Below are 14,951 nucleotides of genomic sequence, written 5' to 3' on the forward strand. Positions count from 1 at the left end.
CGGTGATTTAAATGAGGATAAAGCAAACAATTGAAAGAGTTCCCGGAGGGCTGATGGTCATCCCGCTGATGCTTGGCGCTTTATTTAATACGATTGATCAGCTTCACATTCCATTTATAATGAATTTCCTTAAAAGCATAGGGGTATCGCCGGTTGAAGAAGGAATTTATGAGTTTATGAAAATCGGAGGATTCTCGGAAGCACTCTTTAAGACAGGAACGTTAACGCTCATTGGCTTGTTCTTATTTTGTGCAGGCAGCCAGATGAATTTGCGGGTAGGCGGAAAGGCCTTAAAGAAAGGAATTCTATTAACAGGAAGCAAGTGCTTGACAGGGATTGCCATCGGTATTTTATTTGGGGTGTTTTTTGACCCAATGGACGGTCTGCTTGGATTATCTACTCTGGCCATTATTGCCGCTATGACCAATGGGAATGAAGGAATGTATGCAGTGTTGACAGGGCAATACGGAAACCGGTCAGATGTTGGGGCCATTTCCGTCCTGACTCTGAATGACGGTCCTTTTTTCACCATGCTGGCTTTGGGGATGGTTGGCGTTAATTTTCCTTTAATCGCATTCATAGCTGTCTTGCTTCCAATCGCTTTAGGAATGCTGTTAGGGAATCTGGATGAAGATATTCGGGAGTTTTTAAAGCCTGGAGAAACGCTGCTTGTACCATTCTTTGCTTTCTGTCTTGGAGCAGGGATGAATTTTATGAGTTTCTTTAATCCTGAAGCTGTTTGGGGAGGTTTAGCTCTCGGGTTTGCCACAGTCATTTTTACCGCATTAACAGGAATCCTGGTTTATAGGCTATTTGGAGAAAAAAGTACGATTGGCCCTGTTGCAGAAGCATCGACTGCCGGGAACGCAGTGGGGACACCTGCTGCAATCGCAGCGGCAGCATCAGTGGCAGCGGGTGCAGGTCTGATGACGGTGGAAAAGGCTCGAAGTTTTCAGGAAATTGCCAATTTAGCCACAATACAAATTTCCATTTCTACTATTACTACCTCGATATTATGCCCAATAGCCGTCATTTTATGGGATAAGTATCAAAGAAGCAAAGGCATAGATGGACGTCTGGAGGATATACCCAGGAAAAAAATAAAAATCTCTGCTGAGCTCGAACAGGAATCTTAGAAGGGTGATGAAAAGGTTGGAAAAAATTCATGCTGAAATATCCGATTTTATTTGCACCATTACCATTAAAAACCCGCCAATGAATATTTTGACGAAAGAGTTTCGGCAGGAGTTTGTTCCTTATATGGAGGAGCTTAAAACCTCTTCGGATGTCAGGGTTATTGTCCTTACTGGAGAAGGGGATCGGGCATTTTGCGCAGGAGCCGATTTAAACGAAGAAGGAGAGCTGACACCTGAATCCGTCAGGCACTTCTTAGAAGAAGATTGCAGAATTTACGATATTGTCAATGAAATGCCCCAGCCTGTCATTGCCGCAGTTAATGGCTATGCGTTTGGCGGAGGGTTCGAGCTTGCCTTAGCCTGTGATATCCGTATCATTTCGGAACGTGCGAAGCTATGTGCAGCAGGGGTAAAGGTTGGACTGGTTGTGGGACCAACCCGGTTAGTAAGACTGCTGGGTGAAGCATATGCCAAAGAAGTGATTTTGACAGGCAGAACCATAACAGCTGAGGAAGCATTTCAAAGAGGGCTGGCCAGCAGAGTGGTATCTCATGACAAGCTGCTGGCAGAAGCGCAGGAATGGGCACAGCTGATTGCTTCCCGTGCTCCAATCGCAGTAAGACATGCTAAGAACACAATTCAGAAGACCATGGATGCAGAGTGGCAGGAAGCAATGAAACAGGAATTGGATGCGTTTATTGAATGTCAGGATACATGGGATCACAAGCATGCGATTGAATCGTTCTTTAACAAAAAGCCGCCAGTATTTAAAGGGATATAGTTAGTTATAAAAATTGAATCAGGGAGTTGTTTTAAAAATGAAAGAAGCACTAATGTACCCGGCTGCTACTGCACTAGTAAAAGTTCTGGCAGGTGTTGAGAGCGGGGAAAAGGTTGTCATCTTAACAGATTTTTTAACGGATGGAATCACAAAAGTTCTGGCATCTGTTGTTTGTTCACTCGACGCAGAGCCCATCACGATCTCCATGCCGCCAAGGAAAGGGCATGGAGATGCATTGCCGGATGCAGTGGCAGCGGCTATGAAAGAGGCAGATGTGATCATCGCACCGACAACTTATAATATTGCCCATACAAAAGCACGCCATGATGCGCAAAAGGCCGGGGCCCGCGTATTAATCTTACCTGAAGCACATGAAGACATTTTATTAAGCAAGGGGCTGCGTGCTGACTTTGCTGCACTAAGACCTCAAGTTGAGAAACTGGCAGACCTATTGACCAATGGAGAATCTGTCCGCATTACAACATCCCTTGGAACAGATTTAAGATTCTCCATCAAAGGCAGGTCAGGCAGAGCCTTAACAGGGTTTGCAAATAGCACGGATGTTTCGGCAGCGCACTGTATAGAATCCAGCATTGCCCCTGTTGAAGGAACCGCTGAAGGTATTTTAGTGGTGGATGGAAGTATTCCGGGAGTTGGTTTAATGGAGACTCCGGTTGAAGTGGTATTTAAGGAAGGAAAGGCCGTTTCGATTACGGGAGGCAGAGAAGCGGAGCAATTCAGGAAGATATTAATGGAGAAGAATGATGAAGAAGGAAATATCTATTTTGCTGGTGAGTTTGGCATAGGCATGAATCCGGAATGTGAATTGGAAAACAGCATGCTAAGTGATGAAGGTGTTTTTGGAACCATCCATATTGCTTTAGGTACGAATGCATATATTGGGGGAACTGTTAAGGCCAAAGGGCATTACGATATGGTCGTTAAGGATCCCCGGGTAGAAATTGACGGGAGACTTATTCTGGACAATCAGGAACTCTATTTAATTGAAGATAAAGCCTTAAATAGACTTTGAAACAGTGGAATTCATTTTATAGAAGGAGATGATTTGAATGGGTGCATTGGAAGGCATTAGAGTAATTGACTTGAGCCAGGTCATGGCAGGGCCATATTGCGGTATGCTGCTGGCTGATATGGGTGCTGATGTTATAAAAGTGGAACCGCCAAAAGGTGAGAGTACCAGAAGATGGTCCCCATATAAGGAAGGGGAGAGCGGTGCGTTTATGGCGATAAATCGCAACAAGCGCAGCATAACGCTTGATTTAAAAAGCAGTGAAGATCAGAAGGTGTTTTACAAGTTAATTGAAACTGCGGATATTTTGATAGAAAATTTCCGCCCCGGGGTTGTAAAGCGACTGGGAGTTGACTATGAAACCCTCAATCAGATAAATCCGAAACTCATCTATTGCTCTATTTCCGGATTTGGCCAGTATGGCCCATATTCCTCCCGTGGCGGTTATGACTTAATCGCACAGGGAATGACCGGCATTATGAGTGTGACAGGTGAACGGAATGGCAACCCGGTGAAATGCGGACTTCCGATTATCGATTTGGGTTCTGGCCTGTTTTCTGTCTATGGTATTTTATCCGCATTGTATGCAAGGGTTCATTCCAATGAGGGGCAGTATATTGACGCATCTTTATATGATACGGGAATCGCATTGTCGGTTTGGGAAAGCACTCAATATTGGTTTACGGGAGAAACACCTGCACCTACTGGAAGCGGACACCGCTTGTCTGCTCCTTACCAGGCATTTCGTGCCAGTGATGGTTATTTTACTGTTGGTGCAGATACACCGCATCATTGGCCCGTGTTCTGCCAGATCATCGGCAGACCTGAATTCTTATCGGATGACCGATTTGTTGATGATGCCTCCCGAATTCAGCACTTAAATGAATTTGTCAGATTAATTGAAGAGAAAACAAGTCTGAATCCAAGACACTACTGGCTGGAAAAATTCGAGAAAGCGGGGATTCCCGCAGGCCCGATCAATACCTATCCTGAATCTTTAAATGACCAGCACACACTATCCAGAAGAATGGTAGAAGAGGTTGTACACCCTGTTGCCGGGAAAATAAAAGCATTAGGGATTCCTGTTAAACTATCAAAAACACCTGGAAAGGTTGCAAAAGCTGCGCCTGTACTGGGAGAACATAAGGAAGAGATTTTAAAAGAATTAGGGCTCGCAGCTAAATAACATTTAAATCCTGCTACTCAGTAAGGAGAAGGATATACATGATTAAACCTTTAAAAGGACGTGTTCCATCCATTCATGCCGAAACCATGGTACACGGCTCGGCACAAGTGATAGGAGACGTCAGAATAGCCAAGAATGTGAGTGTATGGCCTCAATCAGTCTTACGGGCAGATGATGATAATTTTATCGAAATTGGTGAAGGAAGCAATATTCAGGACGGGTGTATCTGTCATGTGACACCAGAGGCTCCATTAAGGATAGGGAGAATGGTAACGGTAGGGCATGGTGCCATTTTACATGCCTGTACGGTCGAGGATGGAGCATTGATTGGCATCGGTTCTATTATCTTAGATGGAGCGGTCATTGAAAAAGGAGCACAAGTGGGAGCGGGTGCATTAGTTCCTCCAGGGAAAGTGATTCCAAAAGGCAGCTTGGCTGTTGGAGTTCCTGCCAAAATTGTGCGTGAACTAACAGAGAATGAAAGACATGACCTGGAAAAAAATGCAGAAGAATACATTGAGCTATGGAAACGCGATTATCGTGAAGAGAGTGAGGAGTCATTATGATTAATGAGAATAAAAGTTTAGCAGAAAGAGGAGACAGTGTTCTGCCCCCGGCTGCCAACAGAGTAACGAGGATAGGTGTAACGAAAGCATTTGGCTCAACCGTAGAGGATGAAAACGGAAAAAAATATCTCGATTTTGCCAGCGGTGTAGGAGTAAATAATGTTGGACACTGCCATCCCGAGGTAATTGAAGCGGTAAAGCAGCAGCTGGATACGATGATTCATATTGGCCATAATGTGGCCTACTATCCATCCTATATTCAACTGGCGGAGAAGTTAAACGAATTAACCGGAAAAGAGAAGATGGTGTACTTTTCAAATAGCGGAGCAGAAGCGAATGAGGGAGCAATAAAATTAGCAAAAAAAGCGACAAAGCGTCCAGCCATTTTATCATTCAAACGGGGATTCCATGGACGGACACTCGCAGCGACATCGATCACTTTCTCAAGCTCAGCTTATCGTCAGGATTATGAAGGCCTTCTTCCAAGCGTATATGCTTGTGAATATCCATATCCTTTTAGAACCGGGCTTAGTTATGAAGAAGAGACGAAACGATGTATTCAAAGCATCCATGAAGTATTCCAGTATCAAGTTGCTCCATCCCAGGTAGCAGCCATAATCCTTGAACCAGTACAGGGAGAGGGAGGGTATATTGTACCCCGAAAGAATTTTTGAAACAAATAAGAGAAATATGTAATCAGCATGGGATATTGCTTATTTTTGATGAAGTACAGACCGGATTCGGAAGAACAGGGAAAATGTTTGCTTATGAACATTTTGGAGTTGAGCCGGACATTCTTACCTTAGGAAAGGGAATTGCTTCAGGCTTCCCTTTAAGTGCCATCATTGCCAAGAAAGAAATTATGGAGAAATGGGAGCCGGGAACACATGGAGGCACTTATGGCGGAAATCCTGTCTCGTGTGCGGCTGCCTTGGCTTCCATTGAAATTTTAAAACGGGAAGGGATAGATAATGCCCAAACTTTAGGGGGATATTTAAAGCAGCAATTATATGATTTACAGTCAGAATATTCCGTTATTGGTGATGTTAGAGGTCTGGGCCTGATGATTGGCATTGAGTTCACGGATGAAAAAGGCTGCCCGGATGCCAGTACAGTAAATTGGCTGAAGAATTTTGCTTTAGAAAACGGAGTCATTCTTTTAACCTGCGGCACTGAGAAGAATGTTTTGCGGTTTATCCCGCCTGTAACGGTATTAAAAGAGGAACTTGATCAAGCAGTTTCTGTACTGAAAGAAGGATTGCAGCAGCTCGCAAAAAAGGAGAACGGTCATGCTATATATTAATGGAGAATGGAAATCTTCTAATAAAAATAAATCGATAACTGTGTATAATCCTGCTACTTTAGAAAAATTCGGTACGGTCGCTTATGGAGGAAAGGAAGAAGCCGAGGAAGCCATCCAGGCAGCATCCGCTGCCTTTCAAGACTGGAAGAAAACAAGCGCAGTTGAAAAATCGCAATATCTGAGAAAGATTGCCGATTGTCTAAGAGACAGAGAAGAAGAACTGGCAGTAACCATTACGAAAGAGATGGGTAAACCCCTGAAAGAATCCATTGGTGAAGTCAAACTGGCGATTTCCTATATGGATTGGTATGCAGAGGAAGCGAAGCGTATTTATGGAGAGACGATTCCAGCTTCCAGCCGTGATAAGCGCATACTGGTACTGCAGGAGCCAGTTGGGGTGACGGGTGCGATTACACCATGGAACTTTCCAGCCGCCATGGTTACCCGCAAAATTGCCCCAGCGTTAGCTGCCGGGTGTCCTGTCATCCTAAAACCAGCTTCAGCTACTCCCTTAACGGCAGTGAAGATATTCGAAGCCATTCATCAGGCTGGTCTGCCAAAAGGAGTAGCCAATTTGATTATTGGACCTTCTAATGAGATTGCCCAAACGTTATTAGACAGCAAGCAGGTGCGAAAACTGACTTTCACAGGTTCAACGGCAGTTGGGAAAAAGCTGATGAGAGACGCATCCAATACGGTCAAAAAAGTTTCAATGGAATTAGGCGGTCATGCCCCCTTTATCGTATTTGAGGATGCTGATTTAGAGAAAGCAGCAGAAGCAGCGGTTGCGAGCAAGTTCAGGAATGCAGGACAAACGTGTGTATGCACAAACCGGATTTATGTTCAGAAGGAAGCAGCAGAGGAATTTACCCGCTTGTTTGCAGAAAAGGTAAATCGTCTGCAAATCGGGAATGGCATGGATGATGATACAGATATTGGGCCATTAATTAATGAAGAAAGCCTTGATAAAGTTGTTGAACATGTGGAAGATGCCAAAGAAAAAGGCGGTGTGGTGATTTGCGGCGGATCACTGGCAGATATGGATGCTAAAGGTGTATTCTATCAGCCTACTGTTATTCAACATGCAAATGAGTCGATGAAGATTGCAAGAGAAGAAACTTTTGGCCCAGTGGTGCCGATTTTCACCTTTGAAACGGAAGAAGAAGCAATCGAACGGGCAAATCATCCAGAATACGGACTTGCATCTTACTGCTTCACTTCGGATTTAAATCGCGCCTTCCGGGTAATGGAATCTCTCGAATATGGCATTATTGGCATTAATGATGCGATGCCGACAACAGCACAAGCCCCGTTCGGAGGAATGAAGGAAAGCGGTGTAGGAAGGGAAGGCGGCAAGTACGGAATGATGGAGTATCTGGAAGAGAAGTTTGTGTCATTGAATATTGGATAATCAAAGGGGCCATCAGAATGGAATTATTAATGAAGGAAATAAGAAGCATGATACCTTCAGACCAAATTTTTACGAGTTTGGCTGATCGATATAGTTATAGTTATGATGCTTCATTCGGCAGCTATCTTCCTGAAGTGGTCATCCAGGTGAAAAATAAGGAAGAGATTTCTTCCCTTCTGAAGCTGGCCAATTCATTTAACATACCGGTATACCCCAGAGGTCAGGGAACTTCCTTAAGTGGAGGTCCTCTCCCTGTTAAGGGGGGATGGTTTTAGACATGTCCCAATGGAATGGTGATTTAAAAATTTACCCTGATGATTTGGTGGCAGTCGTATCACCGGGTGTACTGACAGCGGACATCAATAAAGAAGCAGAAAAGTTTGGACTCATGTACCCCCCAGATCCCAGCAGTGCCCATGTATCAACAATTGGAGGGAATTTAGCGGAAAACTCCGGCGGACCAAGGGGCTTAAAATATGGAGTAACGAAGGATTATGTTATTGGTTTGGAAGTGGTGACACCTGAGGGAGAAATAATCAAAACAGGCGGAAAGACAATAAAAAATGTAACTGGATATGACTTAACAAAATTGATCGTTGGATCGGAAGGCACGCTTGGCATCATTACGGAAGCAACACTGAAATTAGTGCCCAAGCCTCCGGCATCAAAGACCATGATGGCTGTCTTTGATGATCTTGTACAGTCAGGACAAGCGATTTCGAAAATATTAACTTCCGGAATCCTTCCGGCCAAAATGGAAATAATGGATCAGTCCTCCATAATAGCTGTGGAGAACTATCAGCCGCTGGGGCTTCCTATTGACGCAGAAGCCATTCTTTTAATAGAACTTGATGGCCACCCTCTGGCTATTGAAGAAGAAATGAAAACAATAGAAGAGATTTTTACAGACTTTGAATCTGTGAAAGTGAAAATTGCAGAAAATCAGGACGAAGCACAGAGTTACTGGAGAGCAAGGAAGCTGGTTTCCCCGGCTATTGTAAAGATAAAACCGACGAAAGTTTCTGAAGATGCCACAGTGCCCCGCAGTAAGATTCCCGATATGTTCCAAAAACTAAAAGAAATCCGTGAGAAATACGATATTCACCTAGTCGTGTTTGGGCATGCGGGTGACGGGAACCTTCATCCTAATATTATCTGTGATAAAAGAGATACGGAGGAAATGATCCGGGTTGAAAAAGCCGTAGAGGAAATCTTTAAAGCGGCTGTTGAACTGGGAGGGACACTATCCGGTGAACATGGAATCGGAACATTGAAAGCTCCTTTTATGGAGATGGAATTGGGTGCAGCCGGTCTTGATATGATGAAGAGAATTAAACAAATATGGGACCCGAATAACATTTTAAATCCAGGTAAAATCTTTCCAGAAGAAGGCCAGAAGCTGGTGCTTAGGGAATGAGTACAGGAGCCGCTCTAAAAGACAGATTACATTATAAGGAGACGTTTAATTGTGTCCAATGCGGATATTGCCTGCCGGTTTGCCCCACTTACGAAACGATGAAGAGCGAGGTGCATTCGCCGCGTGGCCGCATTAATCTTGTCAAAATGCTGGCAGAAGACAAGATCAAGGCAGAGGATCTGCGGGAACCCATCGAAAAGTGCCTTGGATGCCGCGCCTGCGAAACTGCCTGCCCCACCAGTGTTCAGTACGGGAAGATACTAGAAGGAGCAAAAGAGGTTCTAGAATTTGCAGAGCAAAAATCGAGAGCGCAAAAAATAAGTGAATCATTGATTTTTGATCAAATGTTTTCATCAAAGAGATGGATGAATACAATAGGTAATCTTTCATGGTTTTATCAAAAGTCCGGGCTGCAGAAAATGGCACAAAGAACAGGGATCACTCAGCTTGCTCCGCTTCACATGGGGACATTTGAGTCTGTTCTCCCTGATCTTCCATCTCCGGCAGAACGGAAAAACAGGGCCCGCCTTTACAAAGCCATTGGTTCCAGAAAAATCACTGTTGGATTTATTACCGGCTGTGTAATGGATGCCATTTTCTATGAGACGAACAGGAACACAATTGACCTTCTGACAAAGGCTGGAGCTGACATACTTATTCCTGAGAGTCAGACTTGCTGTGGAGCGCTGCATGCACATGCAGGGAAAATTGCGGACGCTAAAGCTCTTGCCAAACGAAATATTGAGGCATTTGAAAAGGAGGAAGCAGACTATATCGTTAACAATGCTGGAGGATGCGGCGCGACGCTTTTGGAATATGGCGAACTATTTAAGGGAAACATCGAATGGGAAAGCCGTGCACAAGCTTTTTCTAATAAAGTAAGAGATATTTCACAGGTGCTAGCTGAATTAGATGGTCTGAACTTTACAAAGGAAGTGAATGGAACCATAACCCTTCAGCCATCCTGTCATATGATTAATGTTCAAAAGGTGAAAGATGAGCCAATATCTTTATTAAAGCAAGTAAAAAGCAAAGGGTACCGTGAAATGAAAGACAAAGAACGGTGCTGTGGATCGGCTGGCATCTACAATATTGTTAACTATGAGGATTCCATGGAAATATTGGATAGTAAAATGAAAAATGCGAAAGACACAAATGCATCTATAATTGTTACTTCCAATCCAGGCTGTCTGCTGCAAATGAAATTAGGGATTCAAAGGGAAGGGCTTGAGAAGAGTGTAAGGGCTATTCATTTTGTGGATTTGCTGATTGAGGCTGGGGCGGTTTCTAAATAATTTATAAATATAGAAATTGAAGTAGCAGCTTAAATAGATTTACCTGGTACTTTTGAAATTTGATGGCGCTATCCGCACAGTGAGAATACTGTGCGGTTTTTTGAATAAAATTTTATTGAGAGGGGGGCAGCCCCTCTTTTCGAGGAATTTTTAGTAGTCTAAATAAGATATAAGTGACTACTTCTTGGGCTGATCAAGTGCTTGGTAAGCTGCCTGATACTTTCCTCCATCCGTAACTTCTGAATGGTACAAGGCCTTGAGGGCATTGTTTTTTTCAAGACCATGCTCAACCTTCAGTTCTTTAAAGCGTGTATGCAATTCTTTGTTTTCCTTAATTAGTTGTTGCATTTGAGATTTTAAATACTTCAAGGTATTTACATCCTTTCTGAATCTCTGAGTTTAGCCTAGCTATTATTAGAAATAACCTGTCTAAAAAGATCCCTAAATTGCTCCCGGTCTTCTGCTGTAAAAGGCTTTGGTCCCTTTGTTCGCTGTCCGCCCTTTCTAGCCATTGCACTTAAATAACGTGTTTGTAATAATTGGTCTATATTTTCATTTGTATATCTAAATCCTTTATGGTGAAGTACGATCACTCCTTTTGCTAAACCTAGTGAAGCAAGACCATAATCTTGCGTGACGATAATATCTCCTTTTTCCACTAACTTCACAATTCGATAATCTGCAGCTTCTGCTCCAGAATCAACATAAATGGTTTCCACTCCGGATGGCTGTTTTGCATTAGAAAAATGAGAAAAGCTTGTAACAAGGATAACCGGAATTTCAAAAGTCCTTGCTTCAGAAATAATAATTTCTTTCACCGGACAAGCATCTGCATCCACATAAATTTTCATCTTTCCCTCCTGTTAAGAAGTTCTACTCAATAAAACTTTACCTTTTCAAAGGGATTTGTGACTTTGTTAAAAAATGATCAAAAGTTCTTCCTTTTGCTATAATTTTCTTTCCTCATATTATACTTTATAGATTGTGTTGGCAAATGGAGGTTCAATTGCGCACAAAATAGTTGCTATATCCTCTGCTTTTATTAAATCGCAAAGTCTTCTGTGTTCTCAATATCCATAGTATATTGATTAATTTTGCAGGTGAGTGGAGAGGGTCTGATTGTATAGCTACGGTTATTATTCATAGGAAAACAGCCCATTGATTGGGGCTTTTTCTTTTGTGTGACAGAACATAGTAGATAAGAATCATTCTTCTTTTTTTAAAGGGGAAGTTTTTTACCCCTCTTAATTTTTGAACTGTTTAACTGGTATACTATTACCATATGAATGGTAAGTTGAGATTTTTCAGGGAGGAAATGGCAAATGGGGAACTGGATTTTTCAAGGCAATCCGAAACAATTTGATGTTGATACATATATAGAAAAAAATGAAATCGTAGATTGGAATATTCGGCAAAAGCAATTTTTGGATGAGGTACAAGCTGGGGATAAGGTGTTCATTTGGAGATCGGATGGTGGCAATAAAAACACTGGAGGTGTTATTGCCTTTTGTGAAATTGTTTCCGAGCCCTATGAAGATGATGAAAATGATAAGGTTGATCTCAGAATTCTTGAGAAGCGACTGGCTCCTGAGACTGGTATGCTTTTGCGCCATGAATTAAAAGAACTTCCTGAAATCACGAATTTAATGATCTTTAGAATGCCGCAAAACACGAACTACAGACTAACGGACGAAGAATTTGAGCGCCTCTACCAACTATGGGTATCACCAGAGAAATTGGCTGAAAAACTAAATATGACAATTGTTGAAAAATATCTACATTCCTTTAAGGATCAGGCTGAAAATTGGTTTGAAAACAACTCGGATTACTTACAAGAAAGTTATCAATTTTTCAGTCACTTCAAGCAAAAAGACCATTTAAACAAAATAAAGTGGGAGGATGTGCAGGAGCTTGGTGAGCACATCAATGCTTTCAGGATGGCACTCGCTAAAAAAAGAGCTCTAGGAAATCCTAATGCATCCATTGAGCATTACCGCAATAGTTTCAACTATTTAATTCATGGAACCGAACCGCTTAAAAGAAGAATGGACCAATTTGTCCATCATGAAGATTATAAGCTATTTGGCTTTGGGTATAGCGTTGTCAGTGAGCTTATAGGAAATATTTTTCCGGAAGAATTTTGCTTTTACAACCAGAGAGACCGAGTAGCGGCAGAAAATATACTCGAACTAACTCCTGGATATGCACGAGGAGATACCTTCGGTGATAAGTTCATCAAATTTCAGGAATGCCTAAAGGAAAATGGAATAGTGGAAAAGTACGTGGAGGTAGTCGGCAAACAAACCACCCTTCCAATTTTCTATGAAATAGATCAATTTTTTAGCTATCTTTTTGAAAATTTCGGCAAGAAAGAAACTGTTATTGCAGAAGAAGAAACGATTCCTCAATACTGGCTCTTGGCTGCTGGAGAAGGAGACTTCATGTGGGAGGATTTCAAGGAAAATGAGCATATTGCAATTGGGTGGGATGAATTAGGTGATTTAAAAGCTTATGGAAGCAAACGAGAAATAATGGAGGCTCTGAAGGAGCTCTATGAAGTTGACTATAACCCAAGTAATGATGCACTCGCTAACTATCAGTTTGCCAACGAAATAAGTGCAGGTGATTATGTACTTGTTAAACGAGGGACACACAAGCTTATAGGATACGGTAAAATTGTATCGGAATACAAATTTGATCCTGCAAGAGAATCTTTCAAATCATTACGTAAAGTTGAGTGGATATCACAAGGAGAGTGGGATGTAGAAACAACACTTCATAGTAAAACCTTAACAAACATCACACCATATGATGAGTACTTGGAAAGGTTGCTTGCTTCTATTGGTAAAGAAGGAAAAACGGTTTATCCAACCTCAGAGGATAATTCCACATTAGTAAAGGAAAGTGAGAAGGTAACGATTCCTTACACACATGAACAGCTTCTCAGTGAGGTATTCATGACACAAGATAAAGTTGAGGATATCCTCGAAACATTGGATTATAAAAAGAACATTATCCTACAAGGCCCACCAGGTGTTGGAAAAACATTTGTAGCCAAGCGCCTTGCTTATCTTCATATGGGAACAAAAGATGACAGCAAAGTGGAAATGCTGCAATTCCACCAATCTTATTCATACGAAGACTTCATTCGTGGATATAAGCCTAATACACAAGGGCATTTCACTCTAAAAGATGGTATTTTCTATTCATTCTGTAAGAAAGCGATAGAAGATCAGGATAACAATTACTATATGATTATTGATGAAATCAACAGGGGAAATTTATCCAAAATCTTTGGTGAGCTTATGATGTTAACCGAGGCAGACAAACGAGGTAATAAATTCGCGGTTAAGCTTGCATACAGCGAGGGAGAAGAAACCTTCTACATTCCCAAAAACCTTTACCTCATTGGAACCATGAACACGGCGGACAGATCTTTGGCTTTGGTTGATTATGCATTAAGAAGAAGATTTTCCTTTATCAATTTAGAACCAGCTTTCCATACAGAGCAATTTCATGATTATTTAATCAACAAGGGAATTAGCCAGGGATTTATTGACAAGCTTATAGCTGGCATTACGGACATTAATCAAGCAATTACAAATGACACGATTAATCTAGGTAAAGGTTATGAAATCGGTCATAGCTATTTCTGTCCAGCAACAGAACAGGTAGATGATGAACAAAAATGGTATGAGCGAATCATTCGTCTGGAAATCGCTCCACTCTTAAGGGAATACTGGTTTGATCAGGAGGACAAAGTCGATGAACTCCTTGACAGACTCTAAAATACCGATTAGAAACCTATACTATATGCTTTGCTATGCATGGGGGCATCTTGCAGAGAAAGACATGGCCGATGTAGCCCGTGAAGATGAAAAGGACATTAAACACCTTTTAACAAGAATACTTCTTGTAAAGCTCCGCTCGCTCATCAAGCGGGGCTTTTACCGGGAATATAAATCCTATCAGGAGGAAACAGGAACTTTAAAAGGGAGGATTCACTTCCAGGAATCAATCAAAACGTTTTCTTTTAAAAGAGGTAAAATGCACTGTGAATTCGAAGAAATGACCCATGATATCGTTCATAACCAGGTTATTAAGTCAATTTTATTCTCACTACTGCAAAACCAGCAGCTAGATAAACAATTGAAAGAAGAGATCCAGCAATTGTATCCTTACTTTGCTGAAGTTGCAGTCATAAAGTTAAACCTAAGGATCTTTCAGGAGATCAAGTTGCACAGAAGCAATCAGCACTATCGTTTTGTGCTAGATATCTGCCGTTTTCTTTATGAATCATTGCTATTAAACGAGGATAATGGCGAATCCCAATTTGCTGATTTTGAACGGGATCCCAAGGCAATGGCTCGATTATTTGAGGAATTTGTGCGTAACTTCTACAAAAAGGAAATGCAACAATATAAGGTGTATCGTGAAAATATTTATTGGGATGCTGAGGGGAAGACACAAATTATCTTCCTTTGATGCAAACCGATATTTCTCTGGAAAACACCAATCGGAAAATAATCATAGATACGAAATACTATCAACATGCATTGACACAAAATTTCGGTTCACAGAAGATAATAAGTGGGAATTTGTATCAAATTTTTGCATATCTTAGCAATTGCCGGAAAGCCGAGGGGAAGGAAACTATAGGCATGCTGCTTTATCCTAAAACAGGGAAGGATTTAGATCTTTCTTACAATATTAATGCTTATCCAGTTAAAATAATGACTGTGGATTTAGGGCGTGATTGGGTATTTATTAATAATAGATTGAAAGACATTATTTCTATATAAATAGTTAAATTAATTTTTGTTTAT

General features: G+C 41.6%; 12 protein-coding genes and 2 pseudogenes. 12 read left to right on the top strand and 2 right to left on the bottom strand.

What is annotated here, in order from left to right; all coding sequences use genetic code 11:
- Positions 1 to 11 precede the first annotated feature (11 nt).
- The 9 genes and pseudogenes from LLY41_RS10545 to LLY41_RS10585 all read left to right on the top strand — a co-directional run bounded on the left by LLY41_RS10545 (position 12) and on the right by LLY41_RS10585 (position 10,125).
- On the top strand, positions 12 to 1,136 hold the full coding sequence (locus tag LLY41_RS10545; protein ID WP_304587900.1) for a 2-keto-3-deoxygluconate permease: 1,125 nt from the start codon (positions 12 to 14) through the stop codon (positions 1,134 to 1,136).
- A 16-nt stretch (positions 1,137 to 1,152) separates the two neighbouring features.
- Positions 1,153 to 1,917, top strand: a complete 765-nt coding sequence (locus LLY41_RS10550) for an enoyl-CoA hydratase/isomerase family protein (RefSeq protein WP_304587902.1) — start codon at positions 1,153 to 1,155, stop codon at positions 1,915 to 1,917.
- Between the two features lie 37 nt (positions 1,918 to 1,954).
- Positions 1,955 to 2,950 (top strand): aminopeptidase, encoded by a 996-nt coding sequence (locus LLY41_RS10555; protein ID WP_251168569.1) that lies wholly within the window; start codon positions 1,955 to 1,957, stop codon positions 2,948 to 2,950.
- A 37-nt stretch (positions 2,951 to 2,987) separates the two neighbouring features.
- On the top strand, positions 2,988 to 4,133 hold the full coding sequence (locus LLY41_RS10560) for a CaiB/BaiF CoA transferase family protein (protein WP_251168568.1): 1,146 nt from the start codon (positions 2,988 to 2,990) through the stop codon (positions 4,131 to 4,133).
- Between the two features lie 38 nt (positions 4,134 to 4,171).
- A complete protein-coding gene (locus tag LLY41_RS10565) occupies positions 4,172 to 4,699 on the top strand; it encodes a gamma carbonic anhydrase family protein (protein ID WP_251168567.1) in 528 nt (175 codons plus the stop codon).
- Positions 4,696 to 6,002, top strand: a pseudogene (locus LLY41_RS10570) (aminotransferase class III-fold pyridoxal phosphate-dependent enzyme). Before LLY41_RS10565 ends, LLY41_RS10570 begins: the two are co-directional and overlap by 4 nt.
- Positions 5,989 to 7,413 carry an NAD-dependent succinate-semialdehyde dehydrogenase gene (locus tag LLY41_RS10575; RefSeq protein ID WP_251168565.1) on the top strand — a complete coding sequence of 475 codons (1,425 nt, stop codon included), beginning with the start codon at positions 5,989 to 5,991 and terminating at the stop codon, positions 7,411 to 7,413. Before LLY41_RS10570 ends, LLY41_RS10575 begins: the two are co-directional and overlap by 14 nt.
- A gap of 17 nt (positions 7,414 to 7,430) precedes the next feature.
- Positions 7,431 to 8,830 (top strand): annotated as a pseudogene (locus LLY41_RS10580) (FAD-binding oxidoreductase).
- Entirely contained in the window at positions 8,827 to 10,125 is a 1,299-nt protein-coding gene (locus tag LLY41_RS10585; protein ID WP_251168563.1) for a (Fe-S)-binding protein, read from the top strand. Before LLY41_RS10580 ends, LLY41_RS10585 begins: the two are co-directional and overlap by 4 nt.
- A gap of 177 nt (positions 10,126 to 10,302) precedes the next feature.
- Here the strand turns inward: LLY41_RS10585 and LLY41_RS10590 are convergent, their stop codons facing one another.
- Positions 10,303 to 10,494 (bottom strand): hypothetical protein, encoded by a 192-nt coding sequence (locus tag LLY41_RS10590; RefSeq protein WP_251168562.1) that lies wholly within the window; start codon positions 10,492 to 10,494, stop codon positions 10,303 to 10,305.
- A gap of 35 nt (positions 10,495 to 10,529) precedes the next feature.
- Positions 10,530 to 10,976 carry a YaiI/YqxD family protein gene (locus LLY41_RS10595; protein ID WP_251168561.1) on the bottom strand — a complete coding sequence of 149 codons (447 nt, stop codon included), beginning with the start codon at positions 10,974 to 10,976 and terminating at the stop codon, positions 10,530 to 10,532.
- Positions 10,977 to 11,447: 471 nt separating this feature from the next.
- On the opposite strand from LLY41_RS10595, the gene LLY41_RS10600 reads away from it, so the two are divergent.
- The 3 genes from LLY41_RS10600 to LLY41_RS10610 are packed head-to-tail and all read left to right on the top strand — an operon-like array spanning position 11,448 to position 14,927.
- Entirely contained in the window at positions 11,448 to 13,913 is a 2,466-nt protein-coding gene (locus LLY41_RS10600; RefSeq protein ID WP_251168560.1) for an AAA family ATPase, read from the top strand.
- Positions 13,891 to 14,610: a 5-methylcytosine restriction system specificity protein McrC gene (locus LLY41_RS10605; protein ID WP_304587911.1), complete on the top strand. Its 720-nt coding sequence runs from the start codon at positions 13,891 to 13,893 to the stop codon at positions 14,608 to 14,610. Before LLY41_RS10600 ends, LLY41_RS10605 begins: the two co-directional genes overlap by 23 nt.
- The gene (locus LLY41_RS10610; protein WP_304588026.1) at positions 14,610 to 14,927 is read left to right on the top strand and encodes a 5-methylcytosine restriction system specificity protein McrC; all 318 of its coding nucleotides are present in this window, start codon (positions 14,610 to 14,612) and stop codon (positions 14,925 to 14,927) included. Before LLY41_RS10605 ends, LLY41_RS10610 begins: the two co-directional genes overlap by 1 nt.
- Positions 14,928 to 14,951: the final 24 nt, after the last annotated feature.

This window comes from Cytobacillus firmus (assembly GCF_023612095.1).
Taxonomy (GTDB): Bacteria; Bacillota; Bacilli; order Bacillales; family Cytobacillaceae; genus Cytobacillus.

Excerpts from the sequence above, each read along its gene's own strand:
- LLY41_RS10545 (WP_304587900.1), top strand. The coding sequence starts at position 12 with ATGAGGATAAAGCAAACAATTGAAAGAGTTCCCGGAGGGCTGATGGTC.
- LLY41_RS10555 (WP_251168569.1), top strand. The coding sequence starts at position 1,955 with ATGAAAGAAGCACTAATGTACCCGGCTGCTACTGCACTAGTAAAAGTT.
- LLY41_RS10560 (WP_251168568.1), top strand. The coding sequence starts at position 2,988 with ATGGGTGCATTGGAAGGCATTAGAGTAATTGACTTGAGCCAGGTCATG.
- LLY41_RS10565 (WP_251168567.1), top strand. The coding sequence starts at position 4,172 with ATGATTAAACCTTTAAAAGGACGTGTTCCATCCATTCATGCCGAAACC.
- LLY41_RS10575 (WP_251168565.1), top strand. The coding sequence starts at position 5,989 with ATGCTATATATTAATGGAGAATGGAAATCTTCTAATAAAAATAAATCG.
- LLY41_RS10585 (WP_251168563.1), top strand. The coding sequence starts at position 8,827 with ATGAGTACAGGAGCCGCTCTAAAAGACAGATTACATTATAAGGAGACG.
- LLY41_RS10595 (WP_251168561.1), bottom strand. The coding sequence starts at position 10,976 with ATGAAAATTTATGTGGATGCAGATGCTTGTCCGGTGAAAGAAATTATT.
- LLY41_RS10600 (WP_251168560.1), top strand. The coding sequence starts at position 11,448 with ATGGGGAACTGGATTTTTCAAGGCAATCCGAAACAATTTGATGTTGAT.
- LLY41_RS10605 (WP_304587911.1), top strand. The coding sequence starts at position 13,891 with ATGAACTCCTTGACAGACTCTAAAATACCGATTAGAAACCTATACTAT.
- LLY41_RS10610 (WP_304588026.1), top strand. The coding sequence starts at position 14,610 with ATGCAAACCGATATTTCTCTGGAAAACACCAATCGGAAAATAATCATA.